We start from the raw sequence: 22,035 nt of genomic DNA, 5'->3' as shown, positions 1-22,035 counted from the left end.
GAATTCAAAGCCAGGACTCACGACATGAGCACGAACCAGACCTCGGAAGGCCGCATCGTCCAGTGCATCGGCGCGGTGATCGACATCCAGTTCCCGCGCGAGGGGATGCCCAACATCTATGACGCGCTGACGCTCGTCGAGGAGGCCAACTCCTTTGCCGAGAAGGGCCTCACGTTCGAAGTCGAGCAGCAGCTCGGCGACGGCATCGTGCGCACGATCGCCCTCGGCTCGTCCGACGGCCTGCGCCGCGGCATGAAGGTGAAGGGCACCGGCGCGCCGATCATGGTGCCCGTGGGTCCCGCCACCCTCGGCCGCGTGATGGACGTGCTCGGCCGCCCGATCGACGAACGCGGCCCGGTGAACAGCGACGAACGCCGCTCGATCCACGCCGCCGCACCCAAGTTCGACCAGCTCTCGCCTTCGGTCGAACTCCTCGAGACCGGCATCAAGGTTATCGACCTCGTGGCTCCGTTCGCCAAGGGCGGCAAGGTCGGCCTCTTCGGCGGCGCCGGCGTCGGCAAGACCGTGAACATGCTCGAGCTCATCAACAACATCGCGAAGCAACATAGCGGCCTGTCGGTGTTCGCCGGCGTCGGTGAGCGCACCCGCGAAGGCAACGACTTCTACCACGAGATGAGCGACGCGAAGGTCATCGTGCAGGAAGATCTCTCGAAGTCGAAGGTCGCGATGGTGTTCGGCCAGATGAACGAGCCCCCGGGCAACCGCCTGCGCGTGGCGCTCACGGGCCTCACGATGGCCGAGCGTTTCCGCGACGAAGGCCGCGACATCCTGTTCTTCGTCGACAACATCTACCGCTTCACGCTCGCCGGCACGGAAGTGTCCGCGCTGCTGGGCCGCATGCCTTCGGCCGTGGGTTACCAGCCGACGCTCGCCGAGGAAATGGGTCGCCTGCAGGAGCGCATCACCTCCACGAAGAAGGGCTCGATCACGTCCATTCAAGCGGTCTACGTTCCCGCGGATGACTTGACCGACCCGTCGCCCGCGACGACCTTCGGCCACCTGGACGCGACGGTCGTGCTTTCGCGCGACATCGCTTCGCTCGGCATCTACCCCGCCGTGGATCCGCTCGATTCGAACTCGCGCCAGGTCGACCCGCACGTCATTGGCGAAGAGCACTACAACTGCACGCGCGCCGTGCAGGCGATCCTGCAGCGCTACAAGGAACTGCGCGACATCATCGCGATCCTGGGCATGGACGAGCTCTCGCCCGAGGACAAGCTCGCGGTCGGACGCGCGCGCAAGATCCAGCGCTTCCTCTCGCAGCCGTTCCACGTCGCCGAAGTGTTCACGGGTTCGCCCGGCAAGTACGTCACCCTCAAGGACACGATCAAGGGCTTCAACATGATCGTGAACGGCGAGTGCGACAGCCTCCCCGAGCAGGCCTTCTACATGGTCGGCGCGATCGAGGAAGCGTTCGAGAAGGCAAAGACGCTGCAGTAAGAAAGAAAAAATGGCCAAGACTATCCACGTCGACATCGTCAGCGCCGAGCAATCGATCTTCTCGGGCGAGGCCCAGATGGTCATCGCTCCGGGCGAGGCGGGCGAGCTCGGAATCCTTCCCGAGCACACGCCGCTGCTCACGCGCATCAAGCCCGGCACCGTGCGCATCGTTCCGGCCGGCGGCGGCGAAGAGGAAGTGATCTACGTCTCCGGCGGCATGATGGAAGTGCAACCCGACGTGATCACCGTGCTCGCCGACTCGTCAGTGCGCGCGCACGACCTCGACGAAGCCAAGGCGCTCGAGGCCAAGCGGGCTGCCGAAGAGGCGATGGCGAGCAAGTCCGACTCGCTCGAGATCGCCGCCGCGCAAGCCGAATTCGCGATGGCCGCCGCGCAGATCGCTGCCATCCGCAAGTTGCGGCAGAAACGCTGACGCTCCAGGTCGTCATCCTCGCGGCGGGCCAGGGCAAGCGGATGAGATCCGACCTGCCCAAGGTGCTCCATCCGCTCGCAGGGCGCCCGCTGCTTTCCCATGTGATTTCCACGGCTCGGCTGCTCTCGCCGAGCAAGCTTTGCGTCGTCGTCGGGCACGGTGCCGATCGCGTGACCCAGAACTTGGCCGATACGAACCTCGTATGGGCGGAGCAAGCCCAGCAATTGGGCACGGGCCACGCCGTGACGCAGGCCCTTCCGAAACTCGAATCCGGCGGCACCGTGCTGGTGCTCTACGGCGACGTTCCGCTCATTGGGTCCGGAACGCTCCGCGCGCTGGTCGATGCGGCTTCGCAGGGGCACCTCGCACTGCTCACCCAGGAACTCGACCAGCCCAAGGGCTACGGCCGCATCGTCCGCAATGGCGGCGGGCGCGTTGCGAGGATCGTGGAGGAGAAGGACGCGACGGAAGCCGAGCGGGCGATTCGAGAGGTCAACACCGGGATCCTCGCCGCACCCGGCGACAAGCTCGCCGCATGGCTTGCGGGCCTCGGGAATGACAACGCGCAGGGCGAGTATTATTTGACCGACATCGTGGCGGCCGCGGCTGCCGAGGGCGTACCGATCCAGGTGTGCCATCCCGCGAACGTGCACGAAGTGCTTGGCGTGAACAGCAAGGCGGAGCTCGCCGCGCTCGAACGCCACTACCAGATGAACCAGGCCGCCAAACTCCTCGACTCAGGCGTCACCCTCGCAGATCCGGCGCGCATCGACGTGCGTGGCGAGCTCACGTGCGGGCGAGATGTGTCCATCGACGTGAACTGCATCTTCGAAGGCCGCGTGATTCTCGGCGACGGGGTGAAGATCGGCGCGAACTGCATCCTGCGCGACGTCACCCTCGGCGCAGGGACGGAAGTGCGGCCCTTCTCGCTCCTCGAGGAGGCGACCGTCGGCGCGAACGCGCGCATTGGTCCTTACGCGCGGATCCGCCCGGGCACCGCACTCGAAGACGACGTGCACATCGGCAACTTCGTGGAAGTGAAGGCGAGCCGCGTGGGCCGGGGCTCGAAAGCCAACCACCTCGCCTACGTGGGGGATGCGACCGTGGGCAGCGGCGTGAACATCGGCGCGGGAACCATCACCTGCAACTACGATGGCGTGAACAAGCACCGGACGGTGATTGAAGATGACGTGCACATCGGCTCCGATGTGCAGCTGGTCGCGCCTGTCACCGTGGGCAAGGGCGCGACGATCGGCGCGGGTGCGACGATCACCAAGGACGTGCCCCCCGGGGGCCTCACGCTCACCGAGGCGAAGCAGCAGACGCGGCCGGCGTGGAAGCGGCCGACGAAGCGACCGTAGCCGAGCCGTAGCGGTCGACCAGCGCGCTCGCGCTGACCCCAATCATCAGGGCTACTCCGGTCGCGAGGATCACGCGAGCGGCCAAACCGAAAGCATTGCTGGCAACCCAGTCGCGCTCTTCCTCGGTAGGTCGCGGGTTGTGATCACGTATGTCTTCGAGCATGGGACACCTCATCCTCGCGCGTTCGATGCGCGATGGGTCCCACGATAGAGGGGTTGGTGCTTCAGGACTTGGGCAGATTCCGCGAGCCCGAAACGTAAAATTCCCGATTTGCTCGCCGGGGTTGAACGGCACGAAGTGTCCGTTCCAACCCCGTTCCCGCTGCTCACCAGCGCGCGGGCGGTTTCTTGTTGATCGTGATGATCCTGTTCTCAACCACGATATAGCCGCCGAGGGTGAGGTCCCGGAAGATCCGGCTCACCATGTCGCGCGAGGCGCCGACGCGCTCTGCGATTTCCTGCTGGGTGATCTTGTCGGGAATCTGCAGCTTCCCGTCCTTCGTTTCCACCGCCATGTTGAGCAGCAGCCGCGCCACGCGCCCGTAGACGTCGAGGAGCGCGAGGTGCTTCACGTTGTCGGTGGCGAGCCGCGCGCGGTCGATCACCTTGGCGATCATGTCGAGGGCGAAGTCGGGATTGGCCCGGATCGCCTCGCGGATGGGGTCCTTCTGGACCACCGAGAACGTCGTGGGCTCGAGCGTCATGCACGAAGCCGAGCGCGGGTTGCCGTCCATCGCCATCTCGCCCACGTACTCGCCCGGGCCATGCGTATCGAGGGTCATCTCGTGGCCCTCCTGGTCGGAGACGAAGACCTTGACCTTGCCCGTGAGGACGACGAACACCGAATCGCTCGAATCACCCTCGGTGATGAACACGGTGTTCTTGGGGTACGTGCGAACGCGCCCGAGAGCCGCGAGGCTCTTCACGAAGTTGTCCTGGATGCCGGCCAATTGGGCGGGGCTCGGCTGTTCGCCTGTCATTTTCTTGTTCCGCCGCGGATTCCAGAGGTGAGTCTAGCATCCGGCCCCTCTCACGTTAAGATGCGCGCCATGCGTGGTTTCGCCCTCGCGGCGCTCGCCCTCGTGGGACTCGCCTTCGCCTGGACGCCGGTGTCGGAGCGAATCGACCTCGCGATCCTCGACGCCGAGACCTCCTTCCTCCGCAAGTTCGCGCCCAGGCCGGCCCCCAACGACATCATCGTGATCGGGGTCGACGACGCATCCTTCAAGCTGATTCCCGAGCCGCTGGGCCTCTGGCACGAGCCGCTCGCCCGCGTGCTCGTGAAGGTGGCGGGTGCCAAGCCCCGGGCGATCGGCCTCGATGTGACGCTGCCCGACCGCTCGGGTGAAGCGATGCGTCCCGGCCTCGATCGCGTGCTGATGACGGGCCTCGTCGCCGCCAAGCAGAACGGACCGGTCGTCGTGTCCCTCACCGTGGATTCCCGGACGCGCGCCGCCAAACCCATTCACACGCCCTTCCTTGCGGTGCTTCGCGAGGAGGGACTCGGGCTGGGACTGCTCGCGCGAGATGCCGACGGCGTCGTGCGGCGCTTCTCGCTGTCGATGCCCACCGACGACTCGTCCTTTCCCACGCTGGTCGGCCGCCTCTGCCGCGCCGTATCGAAGACTTGTGACGACGGCTACATCGACTTCGCGTTGGGCCAGCCGTTTCGCTACGTGCCCTTCCACGAGGTGCTTCACTCGACGGACCCGACGTACCTGGAGAAGCTCTTCAAGGGACGCATCGTGCTCGTGGGCGAAACGCAGCGGTTCACCGACCGCATCGACGTCCCCGTGAACCTCGCCGGCTGGGAGCCGGCGTCGCGCAGCTCGCCTGGCGTGGTCGCTCACGCCGCCGCGCTCCGCACGGCGCTTCACGGAAACCCGGCGCAGGATGCGGGCCGGCCGCTGCTGCTCGTGATGGTCACCGTGTGCGCGCTTCTCTTGCTCGTGCGCGACTGGCGGATCGGCCTCGCGAGCCTCGTCCTCGCCGTCATCGCGCTTGCCGCCGGGGGCACGCTCGCGCTGCGCTCCGGGCTCGTCCTCGAGATTGCACCCGCGCTCTTCACGCTCGCCCTCGCATGGGCTTCCCGCACCGCCTACGAAGCCTGGAGCGAGCGGCGCGAGCGGCAGCGGCTGCGCACCGCGTTCGCCGGCTACGTGAGCCCAGGCGTGCTGCGCGCGATCCTCAAGGGCCAGATCACGCCCGGCCACAAGGGCGAGCGCCGCGACCTCGCGTTCATCTTCGCGGACCTGCGCGGCTCCACGGCGATGACCGCGCAGACGACGCCGGAAGAGGCGGTCGCGCTGCTCAACCGCTTCCATGAAGTGATCTCGCGGGCGATCCATCGCCACGACGGAATGCTCGACAACATCCGCGGGGACGGCGTGATGGCGGTGTTCGGCGCGCCGAAGGCGCTCGCCGACCCGGCTGCGTCAGCCTGGGCGGCGGCGCAGGACATGTTCCGGGGCCTGGAGCGCCTGAATTCGGACCTTGCCCGTGAGGGACGGCCGCCCCTGGCCATGGGCGTGGGCCTCGCCGCCGGCCCCGCCGTCATCGGCCACGTGGGTGCCCGCGACCGGTTCAATTACACGGCGATCGGCGACGCGACCAACGTGGCGGCCAAGCTCCAGGGGGAGGCCAAGCGCCTGGGGATGCGGGTGGTTACCGCGGTGCGGTTCGAGGAGGAGGGGGTCGAGCCCCTAGGCCCCATCGCCATCGACGGCCACGAGGCGGTCGAGGCCTGGGGATGGCGCTAGTTCGTCGGATATTCAGCATCCCGTTTGTGCACTTTCCGCACGATTGTTCGCTTGCCGCGGCGCAGCATGGGTTCAGATCTGTGGGTCCCCTCCTCTCCCACGGGTCTGCAGGGCGACGTGAGGCCAAGAGCATTTCGCCCATGCTTGCCTCTCCCCGGCCCCCCAGCCGGGGAGAGCATTTTGTTCTCCCGCCTCGCGATAATCCCTCCTTCGTCCGATACTCGGCAGGCCGTGCGCCGACTTTCCGGGCGCATTGATCCCGGCTCCGGCGCAACATCACTGCCATGAACCCGATCCAGAACCTGAAAGTCTTTCTCGCCGCCACCTGGGTGGCCTGCTTCGCCACGACCGCTTGGGCCGGTGACGTCCTTGTGACGGACGTGAGCGGCACGGTCACGGGCAAGGGCGCGAAGGCCGTGCGCGCGCTCGATGTCGTTCGCACTGGCGAGCGTGTGCGCCTTGCTGCCGGGGCGAAGGCTTCACTCTTCGTGGCGGAGGGCGCGCTGCTCTACACCGTGGAAGGCCCGGCTGAGATATCGAACGCAAAGACGGGCCTTGTCGCAGCGACCGGCAAACTTCCCGAGGCGATCAAACTCAACGACGCGTATCGGAAGCTTCGCGTGGATGATCCAGCCCATGTGCAGGCGACGCTCGTGATGCGCACAGTGGGAGAGGTCCGGGCGCTATCGCCTGAGGGGGTCGTTGCTCCGAGTGACGCGCGCCGCTTCGCCTGGAAAAAGGGCGCCGGGAAGTTGCGTTTCGAACTCGTCACGGATGAAGGGCGCCTCCTTCATGCCATGGAAACCGAGGACCTGGGTCTGACGCTGCCTGAGGAAGTCGTTCTCAAACCTGGACAGCGGTATGTCTGGGGCTTGAGTACCGGCAACGCCACGGTGCCGGTCGACTGGACCGAATTTGCGTTAGATCCTGCGGCTCCGCCGATTCCCGCGGTCAACTCGCCCGAACGCGTCATCCATGCTGCTTGGTTGCGATCGCGCGAGTTGCCGCGTGCCGCGGCGCGAACCGCGGAGGCCGTCAACTCTCGTTGACGGCTGTTGACGGCTCGCCGCCAGCAGCTCAGTTGTTTACGTCGACGTAGATGTTGACCTCTACCAACGGCTCCGTGCCACCACCTCCGGTACCCGTCGGGCCGCCGCTGGACATCATCCGCATGGGCGGGGTGCTCGTCTGGTCTGCGCTCTTTGCCTGCGCGTAGCGCACCGACGGCTTTCCGCTACCTTCTTTGCACTTCGCGCGGACGTGAATCGTGACGCTGATGCAATCCCCGACGACAAACTGACTCTTCTGCTCTTCGGTCCGGACGGTCCGCTGAGCGGACTTCTTGGTTCCTTTCGTTGCAGCCATGGCCTGCCTCCCTTGAGTGACAATGGGTTTGCGCGGCAGTTATACCATCCGCTTTGGCTGGGGGGCAGTAGCGGTGAAGGTCTGGCTTCGAATCATCTTGGCGTTGTCGATTGGCACGTGCTCGCTGGCGGCACGGCCGGACGAGGCGTCTGACCTTCTCGACCGTGGCAACGTCCTGGCGCGCGAAGGAAAGTACCAGGACGCCCTGGATGCAACTCAGCGAGGTTGCGAGCTGCGACGACAAGCCCTGGGGGACGATCACGAGGCCACGCATCGCTGCCGCACGGATCTTGCCCGCAGGTTCGTCGAACTGAGGAGGCCCGCCGAGGGCGAGATCGAAGCGCAGCGCTCGGCGACGAGGTTGACCGAGCTGAGAGGGGCCTCGGACCCGGGAACTCTTGAAGCGCGGCAGATCCTCGCCGTCTGCGCATTTCTCCTGGGCCGATACGGCGATGCCGAGCGAATCGCCTCGGACGTCTACGAGGCCCGTCGCGCGGCGCTCGGATCCGATCACGCCGACACGCTTTCGAGCTTGAACACGATGGCGGCCGCACTGCAGGAGCGCGGCGAATACCGTCAGGCGCGCGACCTGTTTCTGCGCCTCAGTGAAGCCTACGAGGCAACTCGCGGGCCGACAGACCGCGCCACGCTTGTTGCGCGCAATAACCTCGCCGCCTCCCACTTCTTGCTGGGCGAGTATGCGAGCGCCGAAGTCCTCTATGCCCAGGTTCATGTCGGACGCGTGGCGACGCTCGGCCCGCGCCATCCGTCGACGCTGGCTGTGATGACGAGCCTGGCGGATGCAAAGCTCGGACGCGGCCGAAGTGTGGATGCGCTCGATCACGTGCTCGCGTTGGACGCGGACTATTCGCAGGTCTTTGGAGAGAAACATCCGGAGACGTTGCGACATCGTGATTTGCTCGCGCGAATCTACGTCGACATCGGACGCTTCGACCAGGCCGCGCTGATCAGCAAAGCGGTGGTTGTCACGTCAGTCTCCGAACTTGGCCCCGCCCACCCGTCCACGATTCGTTACACCGTGAACCTGGGTCGCAGCCTCTATTACCTGCGGGACTACGCCAACGCTCTCAATGCTTACGAGGCGGCCGCCGTCACCGCGCCCAGTGCGCTTGGCCAGAAGCATCCAGTGACGCTGCAGGTCCATAGCGGTCGAGCCTATTGCCATCTGCGTCTTGAACAGCACGAGCTGGCGCTTGCGACTTTCGGCCAGGCGCTTGAGGCGAGCGAAGGCGTGCTTGCCGAGACACATCCCAACCGACTTGCATATCGCAATGGCCTGCATGAAGCGCAATTCGCATTGGGGAACAGGGAGCTCGCGCTGAGGGGCATGGAGTCCACGCTGGAACAAGCGCGCGAAGTCTTCGGGGCTCGCAACGAGAGGGTGTTCCCCTACTTGGGCACGCTTGCAAACTACCTTCTGGTTGAAGGACGACGCGATCGTGCAGAGCATCTCCTCGAGCAGTATCTGGCGATAGCCGAAGCGACTCGAGCGGAGGGATTTCTCGGCGCGGAGTTTCGACAAGGGCGTCTGGCCGTCGCATCAGAAGGCGACGAGTGGGGCCTCGGGCTCAAGGCGCTCGTGGAGTTGAGAATCGCGCGTGGCGACCTGGTCGGCGCCTTGCGCGTTTCGGAACTGCTCAAGGCGAGGACACTGGGGGAGGCCATGGATCTTCGCTCGAGAGCGGTCGCCGCCGGTCTCTCCAAGCAGGATGTCGATGACCTCAGCGAACAATTGCGCCGACTGGAGTCGTTGGAAAGCGCAGCAGCAGGCCTGACGCCCGGAAGTGTTGCAGCAATCGCCAATGCCGGCGCACGGCAGGAGGCCGAGCGCGCCGCCCATCGCGTAGCAGCGAAGAGCGGTAGAGCCGAGGTTTCCGTGACTCGCGAGGGCATTGCGCGCGACGCGGTGTTCGTCAGCTTCATCGTCAATCGCGATCGTGCGGCGGCCCTGGTGATGCGGCGATCCGGGCCCGTGAAAGGGTTCGTGTTGGGCGCGCTACCCGGCCTCGCAGGCACCATCGACGCCTATCGTCGCTGGATCGCAAGCCAAATACCTGAGCGTGAGCGTGTCTGGAGACTGCCGGATGGGAGCTACCGCTGGTCGCTCGCACAGCCCCAAGGCGCTCGCCGGGTACCGGATATTAGTGAGATGACCGATGAGCTGTCCCGTCGCCTGATAGCGCCATTGGCCGCGGAGCTTCGCAGCGTTCGTGCCTGGCAACTTTCGCCCGATGGATCACTTGCGTTGATTCCATTCGAAGCCCTTACCCTCGACGGGACTCCGGTGATTGCGCGCCACGATGTCACCTACGTCCAGTCGCTCGACGTGCTTGCAAAGCAAAGGCAACGTGCGCGCGAAGGGCCGGTTCCCGAAGGCCTGCTCGCCGTGGCAGCAGGCGAAGGTACCAACTTGCCCGCGCTACCTGGCGCCAACGCAGAGATCGATGCAGTCGCGAAGGCGCACGCGGGGCAGCGAACAGTGCTTCTGAAGGGCGCCGGCGCCACCGAGTCCGCGATCCGCGCATTGGCAAGCCGCGGCGAACTTTCGCGCTTCCGCTATCTGCACTTCGCGGCGCACGGTTTTCTGTCCACCACCCACCCGCAGCTTTCAGCCATCGTCCTTGCCGGCGACGGACGCTCGAGTGAATCCGACGGTTATCTCTCCGCTGCCGAGTGGCCAAGCCTTCGCTTGAGAAGCGAGCTCGCAGTCATCTCTTCATGCGACAGCGGCGCGGGGCGGATCGTCTCCGGTGAAGGCGTACTCGGCCTGCCCTATGCGCTGACGGTCGCAGGCAACCGGCGAACGGTGCTCTCGCTGTGGGAAGTCAACGATCGTGCCTCGGCCGAGTTCATGCCCGCCTTCCATCGACGGCTGAGGGCTGGATTGGACCCTGGCCGCGCCCTTGCGGAGACCAAGCGCCAGTTCGCGCGATCTGGATCGCCGTGGCGAGATCCGCGGCATTGGGCCCCGTTCGTGCTCTATGGGGGCTGACAGTTGCCGAAAATCATCGCGGCATAGGCGATAATCACGGCATGTGCGGCATCGTTGGCGCCATCGCAGATCGCAACATCGTTCCGGTCCTCGTCGAGGGCCTGAAGCGGCTCGAGTATCGCGGCTATGACTCCGCGGGGCTCGCCGTGCTCAATGGCGGCATCCGGCGCGTGCGCCGCGTCGGGCGCGTGGCGGAGATGGAAAGCGCCGTGCGCGCGGACAAGGTCGAGGGCATCCTCGGCATCGCGCACACCCGCTGGGCCACGCACGGCGGCGTCACCGAGCCCAATGCGCATCCGCACGTCTCGGGCGACGAGATCGCCGTGGTCCACAACGGCATCATCGAGAACCACGAGGAGCAACGCGCACGGCTGATCGCGCTCGGCTACGCCTTCGCCTCGCAAACCGACACCGAGGTGATCGCCCACCTCGTGCATCACTACTTCAAGGCGGGCAATAACCTCTTCGTCGCCACACAGAAGACGGCCTCCGATCTTCGCGGTGCCTACGCAATTGGCGTGGTTGCACTCTCGGATCCCGACACCATCGCCGGCGCCCGCATGGGCTGCCCGCTCGTCGTGGGCCTGGGCGACGGCGAGAACTTCCTCGCGTCCGATGTCTCCGCCGTGATCGCGGAGACCAAGCGCGTGATCTATCTCGAAGATGGCGACGTGGTTGCGATTCGCCGCAGCGGTGTGGAGATCGTCGATCGCGATCGCCGCCAGGTCGAGCGCAAGGTCTACATCTCCGAATTGAGCGCGGATGCCGTGGACCTCGGCGTTTATCGCCATTACATGCAGAAGGAGATCCACGAGCAGCCGCGCGCGGTCTCCGACACGATCGAAGGCGTGATCGACGGCGGCGTGGATGTTGACGGCCTCTTCGGCGCGGGCGCGATGGAGGCGTTCAAGGATCTGTCCGGCGCGCTGATCCTCGCCTCGGGCACGAGCTACTACGCAGGTCTCGTCGCGCGCTACTGGATCGAATCCCTCGCGCAGCTCCCGTGCAACGTGGAGCTCGGCCACGAATACCGCTACCGCGATTCGATTCCGGATCATCGCCAGCTCGTCGTCACGATCTCCCAGTCGGGCGAAACGCTCGACACGATGGAAGCATTGAAGCGCGCGAAGGAGCTCGGCCACGGCCGCACGCTCTCGATCTGCAACGTGCGCGAAAGCGCGATCCCGCGCGCGTCGAAGTTCGTCTTCTACACACGGGCCGGTGCGGAAATCGGCGTCGCCTCGACCAAGGCGTTCACGACACAACTCGTCTCGCTCTTCACGCTCGCGCTCGCCATCGCCAAGAGCCGCGGCCGACTCTCCGCGCAAGCCGAGCACGACGCCCTAGAGCAACTGCGCTTCGTCCCGGGTTCGATCCAGCACGCGCTCAACCTCGAACCGCAGGTGCAGGCGTGGGCCGAACGCTTCGCGCTGCGCGATCACGCGCTGTTCCTCGGCCGCGGGATGCATTACCCGGTCGCCCTCGAAGGCGCGCTGAAGCTCAAAGAGATCTCGTACATCCACGCCGAGGCGTATCCCGCGGGCGAGCTCAAGCACGGACCGCTCGCGCTCGTCGACGAGAACATGCCCGTCGTGGTGATCGCGCCCAACGACCAGCTCCTCGAGAAGGTGAAGTCGAACATGCAGGAGGTGCGCGCACGCGGTGGCGAGCTGTACGTGTTCGCCGACCTCGACAGTCACTTCACCGAGAGCGAGGGCGTGCATGTGATTCGCACGCCGCGCTATTCAGGAATCCTTTCCCCGATCGTCCACACGATCCCCGTGCAGCTCCTCGCGTATCACACGGCGTTGAAGCGCGGCACGGACGTCGACAAGCCGCGCAACCTCGCGAAGAGCGTCACCGTCGAGTAAGCCTGTCGGCGTTCGCTGACACGGCGAGGCGTGTGCCATCCCTTGTTGCCGGTCACGCCGGTTGCCACGATGGCGGATAGTCCTCCGACGGCCGCCATGAACATCTTCGCGATCGACTGGCACGCGATGTGGGTGCCAACCATGGGCCTGCTCGACATCGTGTTGCGCGGGACGGTGGTTTATTTCGCACTCTGGATCTTCTTCCGCGTGATACGCCGCGGCGCCACCAACGTCGGGGTCACGGACATCCTGCTGGTGGTGTTGATCGCCGATGCGTCGCAGCAGGCGATGGCGAGCGAATACCGGTCGATCACCGAAGGCCTCGTGCTCGTAGGCACACTCGTCTTCTGGGACATGCTCCTCGACTGGCTCTCCTTCCGCTATCGCTGGATGGAGAAGCTCATCGAGCCGCGCCCGCTGCCGCTGGTGCGCGATGGCGTGATGCTCCACCGGAACATGCGCAAGGAAATGATCACGCGAGAGGAGTTGTTTTCCCAGCTCCGGCTGCAGGGAATCGCCGACATCTCCGAGGTGAAGCTGTGCCACCTGGAGAGCAACGGACAGCTGAGCGCGATCAAGCGCAAGGGCGAACCCGCCCCGAGCAGGAAACCTCAGGGCCGCCCGGCGTAAGCCTGGTCGAAGAGCGCTTCCAGGCCCGGGTGCGCGCCGCGCAACTGGTCCACCACTTCCTTCGCCCAGTCGAAATACTCGATGCGCCGCTCCAGCGGCCAGTTGGCCGGAGGGGCGGTCAGCATGTCGCGCAGGTTGCAGATCTTGTCGGCGAGCTTCACGAGCTTCGCCTCCGGGCTGATCGTCGCGGCGTGCTCGACCTGCATGCGCTTGCGATCGGCCTTCACGAGATTCTTGTCGTCGGTGACTTCGTCCACGATCCCCGCGATGTGCGCGCCGAACTCGCGCTCGAGCTCATCGCGCGTGGTCTCGGTGTCCTCGATCGTGTCGTGGAGCAGCGCGGCCACGAGCACGTCGATGTCGGACACACCGGCCTCGACGCGCAACACCCGCGTGAGGGCGATGGGATGGTTGATGTAGGGCGAGGCCTCGGCGTCCTTGCGACGCTGGTCGCGGTGCTTGTGCGCCGCGAAATCGACCGCCTTGATCAGGAGGAAGAGCGGATCATTCATGGTGTGACGAACATGATAATCCTGGCGCCGCGAGGCGTAGGATGAACCACCCACCCGAAGGATTCCCATGACCCAGCCCGCGTTCGACATGAAGGTCCGCGACCTCGCCGAGAAGATCTACGTCAGGCTCGCCACCAATGCGGTGACCATCTCCGAAAGCGCCATGAAGATGAGCACCGATCCGACGAACCTCGCGGTAATCAGCTTCAAGCTGGCGGCGGCGTTTCATGTCGAGCAGGACCGGCTCAACGCCGAGAGCCTGCCCAAGAACCAGGACTTCAAGATCGACGTCTCCGACATCGCGGCGTGGTCGAAGTAGCGACCCGCGGTCGTCAGCGCGCGTCGCGCACGGGCGCGGACGAATTGCACACGTCCACGTGTCCCGCCGGTTCCTTCCACCAGTCGTCCTTTCGGTTGCGGCGCATCTCGACGAGCGCCTTGTACGTGGCGCTCTCGGTGCGCAGCACCTCGAGGTTCGTGCGCTTGTCCTCGGATACGTCGGCGGCAAACCGGACCGATGCGATCGGCGTGGTGTCCTCGGGCTTCTCGTAGAAGCCCAGCGGGGGCTTGGTGCCGCGCTTCAGCGACGAGAGAAGTTCGATGCCGCGGAGCACCCGCCCGACCAGCGTCACGTTGCGGTCGAGCAGCCGCGGTGCGCTGCCGATGATCGCGTAGAGCTCGGCGCCATTTCCTGAATCGAGCTCGTTCGCGCGCCCCGCGCCCACCATGCCGTAGCAGTGCACGAGCCAGGCCCGTCCGCTCTTCAGGTCGCGCGCCACGGGAAAGCCCGCGGCATAGCCCGCCTCGTCGGCGTAAGTGTCGCGATCGGGCAGCTTCGTGAACGTCGGCATCCCGGCGATCGGCCGCGTGAACTCCGCGGGCACGTTCTTCTTCGCTTCGCCCAGCGGCTTCTTCTCGGTCGCATCACCCCACTGCGCGACGTAGTTGTCCTGGAGCCGGTAGACGCTCGCCCCTTCGTCGAACCACTTCGCCTTCACCAGCGTGCGGATGTTGGCCACGTGCTGCGGCGCGAAGTCGGGCGCGAGCTCGATGACGACGCGTCCGGAGGGAAGCTCCATATAGAGCGTGCGGTCCGGATCGGGCTTGCGCCAGTCCGTCGCGGGCGAGGCCGCGAGCAGCTCTCCGGGGTTCTTCGGGGTGGCGGCAACCGCGGTTCCGGCCGCGACGGCGAAAACCAAGACAGGCAGGACCTTCATCGTTTACCCTCCGCGTGGATTGCGGCGACTGTAGCAAATCGATGCGCAAGGAGGGATCGACATGAACAGACGGATTCTGTTGACCTACGACGGCTCGCAGGCGGGCCAGAAGGCCCTGCTCGACTGCCAGGAAGTCGCGCAGATGCAGGGCGCTGAACTGTTCCTGATTGCCGTGATGCCCCAGGATTCGATCTACGTCGGCGGCGAGGGCGCGTTCTACGACCCGCAGCTGGGCGAGATCGAGCGCAAGAAGTACGAGGGCATCCTCGCCGAAGGACTGCGGCGGCTATCGGAGCTGGGCCTGAACGCCAAGGGCGAGCTCGTGGTGGGCCACCCGGTCGAAGCGATCGTCGACTATGCGAAGCGCGTGAACGTCGACCTCATCGTGGCGGGCCACAAGCACCTCGACAGCTGGGCCAAGCGCTGGTGGAGCGGCTCGGTATCGAAGTCACTGATCGAGCACTCGCACTGCAGCGTGCTCGTGGTGATCACTCGCTAGCGCTGGGAGCGCCCGCCGCCGTTCCCGCCGCTGTATCGGCCGCCACCGCCGTTGGAGGCAGTCTGGTAGCCCCCGTTGCCGCGGCTGTATCCCTGCTGCCCACCGCGGCTGTATCCCTGCTGCCCACCGCGGCTATATCCCTGCTGTCCGCCACGGCTGTAGCCCTGTTGCCCACCGCGGCTATATCCGTTGCCGTTGTTGTGGGCGTAGCCACCATGGCCGTTGCCATTGCCGTGGCCGTAGTAACCGTGGCCGTGGTTGTAGCCGTACCCGTATCCACGCTTGTAGTAGCCACCACCATAGCCATACCCGTAACCGTAGACCGGACGGTAGTACGGCGCCGGATAGTAGGAGTTGCCGTAGTAGACAGGCGCGGGGTAGTAGGCGGGCGGTGCGTAGTACGAGGGCGCGTAAGCCGCGGGCGGCGCGTAGTAGGCCGGCGGGGGCGCGTAGCCGTAGGAGGGATAAGACGCGCACGCCGTAGACCCGATGAGACCGCCGAGGAACGCGCCGGCGACCGCGCCGGGCGGGCCTCCCGCAATCGCGCCGACCGTGCCGCCGAACAGGGCGCCCGCCACGGGGTCCGGACACGGGTAGTAAGCCTGCGCATCCACGGTAAAGATTGCCGTCGAGCTGAGCACCGCAACCGCGAGAATTCGCTTCGTCATCGCCATCTCCTCCGACGAGGGGGTGAATTCATTGTGGCAGGTCAACCGGCAGGTGCCGAGAAGCGTTTTCCTGCCTTCATGCCGCATTGGAAACTGACATGGTCAAACTCGTCGGACGCAGCGGGCAGCTTTCGCTCGGAAAGAAATATTCGGGCCAGTACTACGACGTGGAGCTTCTCACCGACGGGGCGATCCTCCTGCGTCCGGTGACGATCGTCGCCAAGCCCATCGATCGCGAGGCGATCGCATCACTCCTGCAGGCCGCAAAAAGCAGCCCCTGACTACCCTGACTACAATGCAGGCTCGTCCTACAAGGAAAGCCCGCATTGTCGTCGCAAGCCTCGCCGGCTGAAGCACCCGGAGTCGATTCCCCGTACGCCTGGTCCCGCCTGATGGTCACGCTCGCGCTGATGACGATCGGCGCGAGCGGCATGTACATCGTTCCCGTGGTGCTGCCCGTCGTGCAGGCGGACTTCGGCATCGCGCGCGCGGACGCGGCATTGCCCTATTCGATGCTCATGCTCGGTTGGGGCGTGGGCGGCATGTTGGCGGGGCGCCTCGCCGATCGCTTCGGCATCCTCGTCCCGCTCGTCATCGGCGCGATCTCCATGGGCGCGGGCTACGCGATCTCGGCGTACGCGCCCAACATTCTCGTCTTCGGGCTCGCGCACGGATTCCTCATCGGTCTCTTCGGAGGCTCGTCGACGTTCGCGCCGCTCATGGCCGACACCACGCTCTGGTTCGAGAAGCGCCGCGGCATGGCGGTCGCGATCTGCGCGAGCGGCAACTACCTGGGCGGCACGATCTGGCCGCCGGTGGTGCAGTACTTCGTGGAGACGTTGGGTTGGCGGCAGACCTACATCGGCATGGCGATCTTCTGCGGCATCACGATGTTCCTGCTGGCGCTGTGCATGCGCCGCCGGCCGCCGTTGATCATCGCGTCGAGGTCGGCTTCCGGCGCCGTGATGAGCAACGAGCGCCCGTTCGGCATGAGCCAGCCCGCGGCGTTGGCGTTGCTGATGATCGCGGGCGTGGCCTGTTGCGTCGCGATGTCGATGCCGCAGGTGCACATCGTCGCGTACTGCGGCGACCTCGGTTACGGCGCGGCGCGCGGCGCGGAGATGCTCTCGATCATGCTGGGCTTCGGGATCGTGAGCCGGCTCTTCTTCGGTTGGTTGTGCGACCGCATTGGCGGATTGCTCACGCTGCTCACCGGATCGTTCCTGCAGATGGTGGCGCTGTTCCTGTTCCTGCCGTTCGACGGGCTGGTGCCGCTCTACGTGATCTCCGCGCTCTTCGGGCTCTTCCAGGGCGGCATCGTGCCGGCGTACGCGATCATCGTGCGCGAGCACTTCCCTGCGGCGAAGGTCGGTGCGACCGTGGGCACGGTGATCATGTGCACGCTCGCGGGCATGGCGCTGGGCGGCTGGATGTCGGGCAAGGTCTTCGACCTCACGGGCTCGTACCAAGCCGCCTTCATCAACGGCATCCTGTGGAACTGGCTCAACCTCGCGATCGCGGGCTTCCTCTTCTGGCGCGTGCGCGGCCTGCGCCTCGCGCGCGCCTAGCGACTCACCACCCGATCGCCTTCGGCAGCCAAAGGGCGAGTTGCGGGAAGAAGAAGACCAGCGTCACGGCCAGCACCTGCATCAGGATGAACGGAACCACGCCCCGGTAGATGTGCTTCGTCTTGATTTCCGGCGGCGCGACCCCGCGCAGGAAGAAGAGCGCCCAGCCGAAGGGCGGCGTGAGGAACGAGGTCTGCAGGTTCACGCAGATGAGCATCGCGAGCCACACGAGATCCACGTTCTGCGCGACGAACACCGGCAGGAAGAGCGGCACGGCGATATAGCTGATCTCGATCCACTCGATGAAGAAGCCCAGGACGAAGATCAGCGCCATCAGGAACCAGATGTCGGCGGCGAGCCCGCCCGGCAGCCAGTCGAACATCGCGGAGATGAGCCCCTCGCCATGCAGGCCACGGAAGGCGATCGAGAACACCTGCGCGCAGATGAGGATGAACATCATCATCGCGGTGATGCGCGTGGTCTGCTGGCAGGTCTCGCGCAGCACCTTCCATGACATGCGCCCCGCGAAAGCGGTGACGACGATCGCGCCGAGCGCGCCCATCGACGCGGCCTCCGTCGGTGCGGCTACGCCGCCGATGATCGAACCCAGAACGGACATCACCAGCAACACCGGCGGCACCACGACCTTGAAGAAGCGGATCCACAACTGGCGGCGCGACACGGCATCGCGTTCCGCGCGCGGAATCGGCGGCACCTTGTCGGGCCAGATCATGCCGACGATGACGATGTAGATGCAGTAGATCGCCGCGAGCAGCATCCCCGGAATCACCGCGGCCGCGAAGAGCGTGCCCACCGAGAGCTGCAGGATGTCGGAAAGAAGGATCAGGATCAGCGAGGGCGGGATGATCTGGCCCAGCGTGCCTGACGCGCAGATCGCGCCGCAGGCGATCCCCGGATCGTAGCCGCGCTTCAGAAGCGTAGGCAGCGTGAGCAGGCCCAGCGTGATGACCGTCGCACCCACGATCCCCGTCGTGGCGCCCATGAGCACGCCCACGCCGATGATTCCCAACGCCATGCCGCCGCGAAGGCCGCCGGCGATGTGGCCCACGACATCGAGCAGGTCATCGGCGAGCCGCGACTTCTCCAGCATCACTCCCATGAACACGAACAGGGGTATCGCGAGCCATTGGTAGTTGGCCACCACGCCATAGATGCGCAGGGGAAGGAGATTGAAGAGCCCGGTACCGAACCCCAGCGCGCCGAAGACGAAGCCCACGGTCGCCAACGTGAGGGCAACGGGCATGCCGGCCAGGAGCAGCACGAAAAACGAAACGAGCATCCCGATGCACAGCCACTCCAGACCGGTCATGCAGCGCTCCGGAACTGGGCCCAGCTCTTCAGGATTTCCGCGAAGCTCTGCAGCGCGAGCAGGACGAAGCCCAGGGGGATGAGGCCCTTCAGCACCCAGCGATGGGTGAGTCCGCCGGGGTCGGCGGATTTCTCGTCGATCACGTACGCCTGCTGCACGTATTTGATCGACAGCCAGATGATCGCGAGCGAGATCAAGAGGCACAGGAGCGCCGACACGATGTTCACCAACGCCTTGTTGCGCGGCGTGAAGTGCGTGTAGAGGACGTCGACGCGCACGTGCTCGCCCTTGAGCAACGCGTACGCAATACCGAAGACGATGAGCGGCGTGAGCAGATGCCACTCGAGCTCCTGCGACCACACTGACCCGTAGCTGAACAAATAACGCAGCACGACGTTGGTTGCCATCAGCAGCACGATGGCGAGAGCGAGCCACGACGTGGCCCGCCCCACGAGGTCGACGAAGCGCTCGATGCGCTCGATCACGACTGCAGGATCTTCTGGTGGTAGACCTCTTCGCTGTAGCCCGCCCACGCCTTGTACTTGGCCATGTACGCCATGTACGAGTCGTGGACCTTCTTCGTGAGCGGATCCTTGATGCCTTCGGCGAGGACCTTGTTCGTCGCTTCGCGCAGCGCCTTCACCACTTCATCGGGCAGCGGCCGCGCGATCACGCCCTGGTTCTTCACCAGGTCTTCCATCGCCTCGGCGTTGGTACGCTGGCACCAGCCTTCGCTGATCACGTTGCACGCAGCGGCCGCGTTCTCGACGATCGACTGGAGGTCCTTCGGAAGCTTGTCCCACGCGGCCTTGTTGATGAGCAGCTCGGAAACCGTGGCGGGCTCGTGCCACCCGGTCGTGTAGTAGTACTTCGCAGCCTTCTGCAATCCCAGGCGCCGGTCCTGGTACGGGCCGACGAATTCCGCCGCGTCGATCACCCCGCGCTCGAGCGCGGGAAAGATCTCGCCACCGGGCAGCAGCTTCACATCGACGCCGAGCGAGGCGTACACCTTGCCCGCGAGGCCGGGGATGCGCATCTTGAGGCCCTTGAAGTCGGCGACGGTCTTGATCTCCTTCTTGAACCACCCGGTCATCTGCACGCCGGTGTTGCCGCAAGGGAAGGCGATCATCCCGAAGGGCGCGTACACCTCGTGCCAGAGCTTGATGCCGTCGCCGTCGTAGAACCAGCCGTTGATGCCCTGGAAGTTGAGGCCGAAAGGCACGGCGGTGAAGTACTGCGCGGCGAAGGTCTTGCCCGTCCAGAAGTAGCTGTTGGCGTGGTTCATCTCGACCGTGCCCGCGCGCACGGCATCGAAGCCTTCGAGCGCCGGGATCAACTCGCCCGCGCCGTAGACGCTGATCTTGAGTCGGCCGTTGGACATCGCCTCGATGCGCTTGGCCAGGTCGGTGGCCGAGCCCGGCCCGTCCATGTAGAACGGAGCCCCCTTCCCGTAGGCGCTCGTCATTTTCCAATTGAAGGTCTGCTGGGCCTTCGCGATCATCGGGAAGCCGAGGGTTCCGGCCGCGACGCCGGCGGCCGAGCCGGCGGTGAGGAATTTCCTGCGGGATGCGCTCATGGCTAGTCTCCTTCGTGGATGGTGAGGCGTATTAGCAAAGGTCGTTCCTACCCTGCTTGCCCGAGAGACGGATCGATTGTGCACCACCGAAGTGCGCCCCATGCCCCTGCGCCCTAGAATGGAATCGATGGATACCCCTACCCCCCTGCAAGGCCTGAAAGTCGTCGAGCTCGGCACGCTGATCGCCGGCCCATATTGCGCGCGGCTCCTGGCCGAATTCGGCGCGGAAGTCATCAAAGTGGAAACTCCCGGGGAGGGAGACCCCCTGCGCAAGTGGAGGAAGCTCCACGACGGCAATTCCCTCTGGTGGTACGCCCAGGCGAGAAACAAGAAGTCCGTCGCGGTGAACCTCAAGGCGCCCGAGGGCCAGCAGATCGTGCGCGAGCTCGTGGCCAAGGCCGACATCGTGGTCGAGAACTTCCGGCCGGGCACGCTCGAGAAGTGGAACCTCGGCTACGAGGCGCTCGCGAAGGACAACCCCGGGCTGATCATGGTGAGGCTCTCCGGGTTCGGGCAGACGGGTCCGTACAAGGACCAGCCGGGGTTTGGCGCGATCGGCGAATCGATGGGCGGCATGCGCTACATCACGGGCTATCCGGATCGCGCGCCGGTGCGCGTGGGTATCTCGATCGGCGATTCACTGGCCGCGATGTTCGGCGTGATCGGCGCGCTCACGGCGCTGCATCACCGCGGCACGAGCGGCAAAGGACAGGTTGTCGATGTCGCGCTCTACGAGGCGGTCTTCGCGATGATGGAGTCGATGCTGCCCGAGTACGGGTACGACGCGAGTGTCCGCGAGCGGACGGGTGCGTCGCTGCCGGGCATCGTGCCGTCGAACACGTACAAGTGCGGCGACGGCAAGTTCGTCGTGATCGGCGCGAACGCCGATTCGATCTTCAAGCGGATGATGAAATCGATCGGCCGCGCGGACCTTGCCGATGACCCGACACTCGCCGACAACGCCGGGCGCGTGAAGCGCACCGAGGAGCTCGATCGCGCGATCGGAGAATGGACCGCCACCGTGACGCTCGAGGAAGCGCTCGCGGTGCTCGCAAAGGCCGAGGTACCCAGCGGCAGGATCTACTCGATTGCCGACATCGCGGCCGATCTCCACTTCCAGGCGCGCGGGATGATCGAGCGCCACAAGCTCGGTGATCGTGACCTGCTGCTGCCCGGGGTCGTGCCGAAGCTTTCGGCGACACCGGGACGCACGCAGTGGATCGGCCCCAAGCTCGGCGAGCACACGGACGCGGTGCTACGATCCCTCGGATACCCGGACGAGAAAATCACCAAGCTCCGGGAGGGAGGCATCATCTGATGCGCGAGCTGGACGAAATCCGTCTGCGCTTCCTGTACTTCTTCCGGAACCCCGAGGAGTTCCCGGCGCAGCTCACCCTCTGGTGGGGTGCGCTCAGCGCTGAAGTGCGTCTCGCGGTCGTGGGTCTTCTCGTCGTGGGCGCGCTCTACATCCTCGCCTACCTGCGCCCGGCCATCGGTTCCTTCCTCGCCGTGATCCTTCCGTACGGCTGGCTCAACACCGATGGGATGCGCAAGTTTTTCTTCCGCGGCACCGCGGCGGAATTCGAGAAGAGCTGGAAGAAATCCGGGCAGCCCACGCGCAATCGCGCGCGCTATCTCGCCGACGCGTTCTACTACTGGGGTCCCGTGCTGATCGTGTTCGGCGCGCTGGCGATGTCGTTCATCGCCTTCGGCGGGCACCCGCGCATGGTCGTGCAGTTCGACGCGAAATAAATGGAGTCTGACCCATTTAT

The 22,035-nt window shown here is 65.5% G+C and carries 22 protein-coding genes; 14 read left to right on the top strand and 8 right to left on the bottom strand.

The window, feature by feature from the left end:
• Nucleotides 1-24 precede the first annotated feature (24 nt).
• Genes atpD through glmU form a run of 3 tightly spaced genes read left to right on the top strand, consistent with a single transcriptional unit; the run spans nt 25 to nt 3,255 of the window.
• Entirely contained in the window at nt 25-1,461 is a 1,437-nt protein-coding gene (gene atpD, locus DSM104440_RS19100) for a F0F1 ATP synthase subunit beta (RefSeq protein ID WP_171165509.1), read from the top strand.
• A gap of 10 nt (nt 1,462-1,471) precedes the next feature.
• A complete protein-coding gene (locus DSM104440_RS19095) occupies nt 1,472-1,894 on the top strand; it encodes a F0F1 ATP synthase subunit epsilon (protein ID WP_171165507.1) in 423 nt (140 codons plus the stop codon).
• A gap of 41 nt (nt 1,895-1,935) precedes the next feature.
• Complete coding sequence (glmU, locus tag DSM104440_RS19090) at nt 1,936-3,255, top strand: bifunctional UDP-N-acetylglucosamine diphosphorylase/glucosamine-1-phosphate N-acetyltransferase GlmU (protein ID WP_171165505.1); 1,320 nt, start codon at nt 1,936-1,938, stop codon at nt 3,253-3,255.
• 326 nt (nt 3,256-3,581) lie between these two features.
• Here the strand turns inward: glmU and DSM104440_RS19085 are convergent, their stop codons facing one another.
• Nucleotides 3,582-4,205 (bottom strand): Crp/Fnr family transcriptional regulator, encoded by a 624-nt coding sequence (locus DSM104440_RS19085; RefSeq protein WP_212758143.1) that lies wholly within the window; start codon nt 4,203-4,205, stop codon nt 3,582-3,584.
• A gap of 99 nt (nt 4,206-4,304) precedes the next feature.
• Here DSM104440_RS19085 and DSM104440_RS19080 point away from each other — a divergent pair, with 99 nt between their 5' ends.
• Nucleotides 4,305-6,014 carry an adenylate/guanylate cyclase domain-containing protein gene (locus DSM104440_RS19080; RefSeq protein WP_171165501.1) on the top strand — a complete coding sequence of 570 codons (1,710 nt, stop codon included), beginning with the start codon at nt 4,305-4,307 and terminating at the stop codon, nt 6,012-6,014.
• A gap of 284 nt (nt 6,015-6,298) precedes the next feature.
• On the top strand, nt 6,299-7,063 hold the full coding sequence (locus tag DSM104440_RS19075; RefSeq protein ID WP_171165499.1) for a hypothetical protein: 765 nt from the start codon (nt 6,299-6,301) through the stop codon (nt 7,061-7,063).
• A gap of 28 nt (nt 7,064-7,091) precedes the next feature.
• On the opposite strand, the gene DSM104440_RS19070 is transcribed toward DSM104440_RS19075, so the two are convergent.
• Complete coding sequence (locus DSM104440_RS19070; RefSeq protein WP_171165496.1) at nt 7,092-7,379, bottom strand: hypothetical protein; 288 nt, start codon at nt 7,377-7,379, stop codon at nt 7,092-7,094.
• Between the two features lie 22 nt (nt 7,380-7,401).
• On the opposite strand from DSM104440_RS19070, the gene DSM104440_RS19065 reads away from it, so the two are divergent.
• The 3 genes from DSM104440_RS19065 to DSM104440_RS19055 all read left to right on the top strand — a co-directional run bounded on the left by DSM104440_RS19065 (nt 7,402) and on the right by DSM104440_RS19055 (nt 12,893).
• Nucleotides 7,402-10,392, top strand: coding sequence for a CHAT domain-containing tetratricopeptide repeat protein (locus tag DSM104440_RS19065; RefSeq protein WP_171165494.1), 2,991 nt, complete (start codon nt 7,402-7,404; stop codon nt 10,390-10,392).
• Between the two features lie 41 nt (nt 10,393-10,433).
• A complete protein-coding gene (gene glmS, locus DSM104440_RS19060) occupies nt 10,434-12,263 on the top strand; it encodes a glutamine--fructose-6-phosphate transaminase (isomerizing) (protein WP_171165491.1) in 1,830 nt (609 codons plus the stop codon).
• Nucleotides 12,264-12,359: 96 nt separating this feature from the next.
• A complete protein-coding gene (locus DSM104440_RS19055) occupies nt 12,360-12,893 on the top strand; it encodes a DUF421 domain-containing protein (protein WP_246212065.1) in 534 nt (177 codons plus the stop codon).
• Here the strand turns inward: DSM104440_RS19055 and DSM104440_RS19050 are convergent.
• Complete coding sequence (locus DSM104440_RS19050; RefSeq protein WP_171165489.1) at nt 12,875-13,405, bottom strand: HD domain-containing protein; 531 nt, start codon at nt 13,403-13,405, stop codon at nt 12,875-12,877. The two genes, DSM104440_RS19055 and DSM104440_RS19050, sit on opposite strands and share 19 nt — an antisense overlap.
• Before the next feature lie 67 nt (nt 13,406-13,472).
• Here DSM104440_RS19050 and DSM104440_RS19045 point away from each other — a divergent pair, with 67 nt between their 5' ends.
• The gene (locus DSM104440_RS19045; protein WP_171165487.1) at nt 13,473-13,724 is read left to right on the top strand and encodes a hypothetical protein; all 252 of its coding nucleotides are present in this window, start codon (nt 13,473-13,475) and stop codon (nt 13,722-13,724) included.
• A 13-nt stretch (nt 13,725-13,737) separates the two neighbouring features.
• Here the strand turns inward: DSM104440_RS19045 and DSM104440_RS19040 are convergent, their stop codons facing one another.
• Nucleotides 13,738-14,622, bottom strand: coding sequence for a peptidylprolyl isomerase (locus tag DSM104440_RS19040; RefSeq protein ID WP_171165485.1), 885 nt, complete (start codon nt 14,620-14,622; stop codon nt 13,738-13,740).
• Nucleotides 14,623-14,683: 61 nt separating this feature from the next.
• Here DSM104440_RS19040 and DSM104440_RS19035 point away from each other — a divergent pair, with 61 nt between their 5' ends.
• Nucleotides 14,684-15,121, top strand: a complete 438-nt coding sequence (locus DSM104440_RS19035; protein WP_171165483.1) for a universal stress protein — start codon at nt 14,684-14,686, stop codon at nt 15,119-15,121.
• Here the strand turns inward: DSM104440_RS19035 and DSM104440_RS19030 are convergent.
• Nucleotides 15,118-15,789 (bottom strand): hypothetical protein, encoded by a 672-nt coding sequence (locus tag DSM104440_RS19030; protein ID WP_171165481.1) that lies wholly within the window; start codon nt 15,787-15,789, stop codon nt 15,118-15,120. The genes DSM104440_RS19035 and DSM104440_RS19030 overlap by 4 nt on opposite strands.
• Before the next feature lie 98 nt (nt 15,790-15,887).
• Here DSM104440_RS19030 and DSM104440_RS19025 point away from each other — a divergent pair, with 98 nt between their 5' ends.
• Together DSM104440_RS19025 and DSM104440_RS19020 are read left to right on the top strand one after the other, a co-directional pair.
• On the top strand, nt 15,888-16,070 hold the full coding sequence (locus DSM104440_RS19025; RefSeq protein WP_171165479.1) for a hypothetical protein: 183 nt from the start codon (nt 15,888-15,890) through the stop codon (nt 16,068-16,070).
• A 45-nt stretch (nt 16,071-16,115) separates the two neighbouring features.
• A complete protein-coding gene (locus tag DSM104440_RS19020) occupies nt 16,116-17,357 on the top strand; it encodes an MFS transporter (protein WP_212758142.1) in 1,242 nt (413 codons plus the stop codon).
• A gap of 4 nt (nt 17,358-17,361) precedes the next feature.
• Here the strand turns inward: DSM104440_RS19020 and DSM104440_RS19015 are convergent, their stop codons facing one another.
• Genes DSM104440_RS19015 through DSM104440_RS19005 form a run of 3 tightly spaced genes read right to left on the bottom strand, consistent with a single transcriptional unit; the run spans nt 17,362 to nt 20,263 of the window.
• Nucleotides 17,362-18,687, bottom strand: coding sequence for a TRAP transporter large permease (locus tag DSM104440_RS19015; protein ID WP_171165478.1), 1,326 nt, complete (start codon nt 18,685-18,687; stop codon nt 17,362-17,364).
• Nucleotides 18,684-19,172, bottom strand: coding sequence for a TRAP transporter small permease subunit (locus DSM104440_RS19010; RefSeq protein WP_212758141.1), 489 nt, complete (start codon nt 19,170-19,172; stop codon nt 18,684-18,686). The genes DSM104440_RS19015 and DSM104440_RS19010 overlap by 4 nt, the downstream gene beginning before the upstream one ends.
• Nucleotides 19,169-20,263, bottom strand: coding sequence for a TRAP transporter substrate-binding protein (locus DSM104440_RS19005; protein WP_171165476.1), 1,095 nt, complete (start codon nt 20,261-20,263; stop codon nt 19,169-19,171). Before DSM104440_RS19005 ends, DSM104440_RS19010 begins: the two co-directional genes overlap by 4 nt.
• Nucleotides 20,264-20,390: 127 nt before the next feature.
• Here DSM104440_RS19005 and DSM104440_RS19000 point away from each other — a divergent pair, with 127 nt between their 5' ends.
• On the top strand, nt 20,391-21,581 hold the full coding sequence (locus tag DSM104440_RS19000; RefSeq protein WP_171165474.1) for a CaiB/BaiF CoA transferase family protein: 1,191 nt from the start codon (nt 20,391-20,393) through the stop codon (nt 21,579-21,581).
• The gene (locus DSM104440_RS18995; protein WP_171165472.1) at nt 21,581-22,015 is read left to right on the top strand and encodes a hypothetical protein; all 435 of its coding nucleotides are present in this window, start codon (nt 21,581-21,583) and stop codon (nt 22,013-22,015) included. Before DSM104440_RS19000 ends, DSM104440_RS18995 begins: the two co-directional genes overlap by 1 nt.
• The last annotated feature ends 20 nt before the right edge of the window (nt 22,016-22,035 follow it).

This window comes from Usitatibacter palustris (assembly GCF_013003985.1).
Lineage (GTDB): Bacteria > Pseudomonadota > Gammaproteobacteria > Burkholderiales > Usitatibacteraceae > Usitatibacter > Usitatibacter palustris.
Note: the sequence above shows the minus strand (reverse complement) of the source record. Positions and strands in the feature narration are given on the sequence as shown.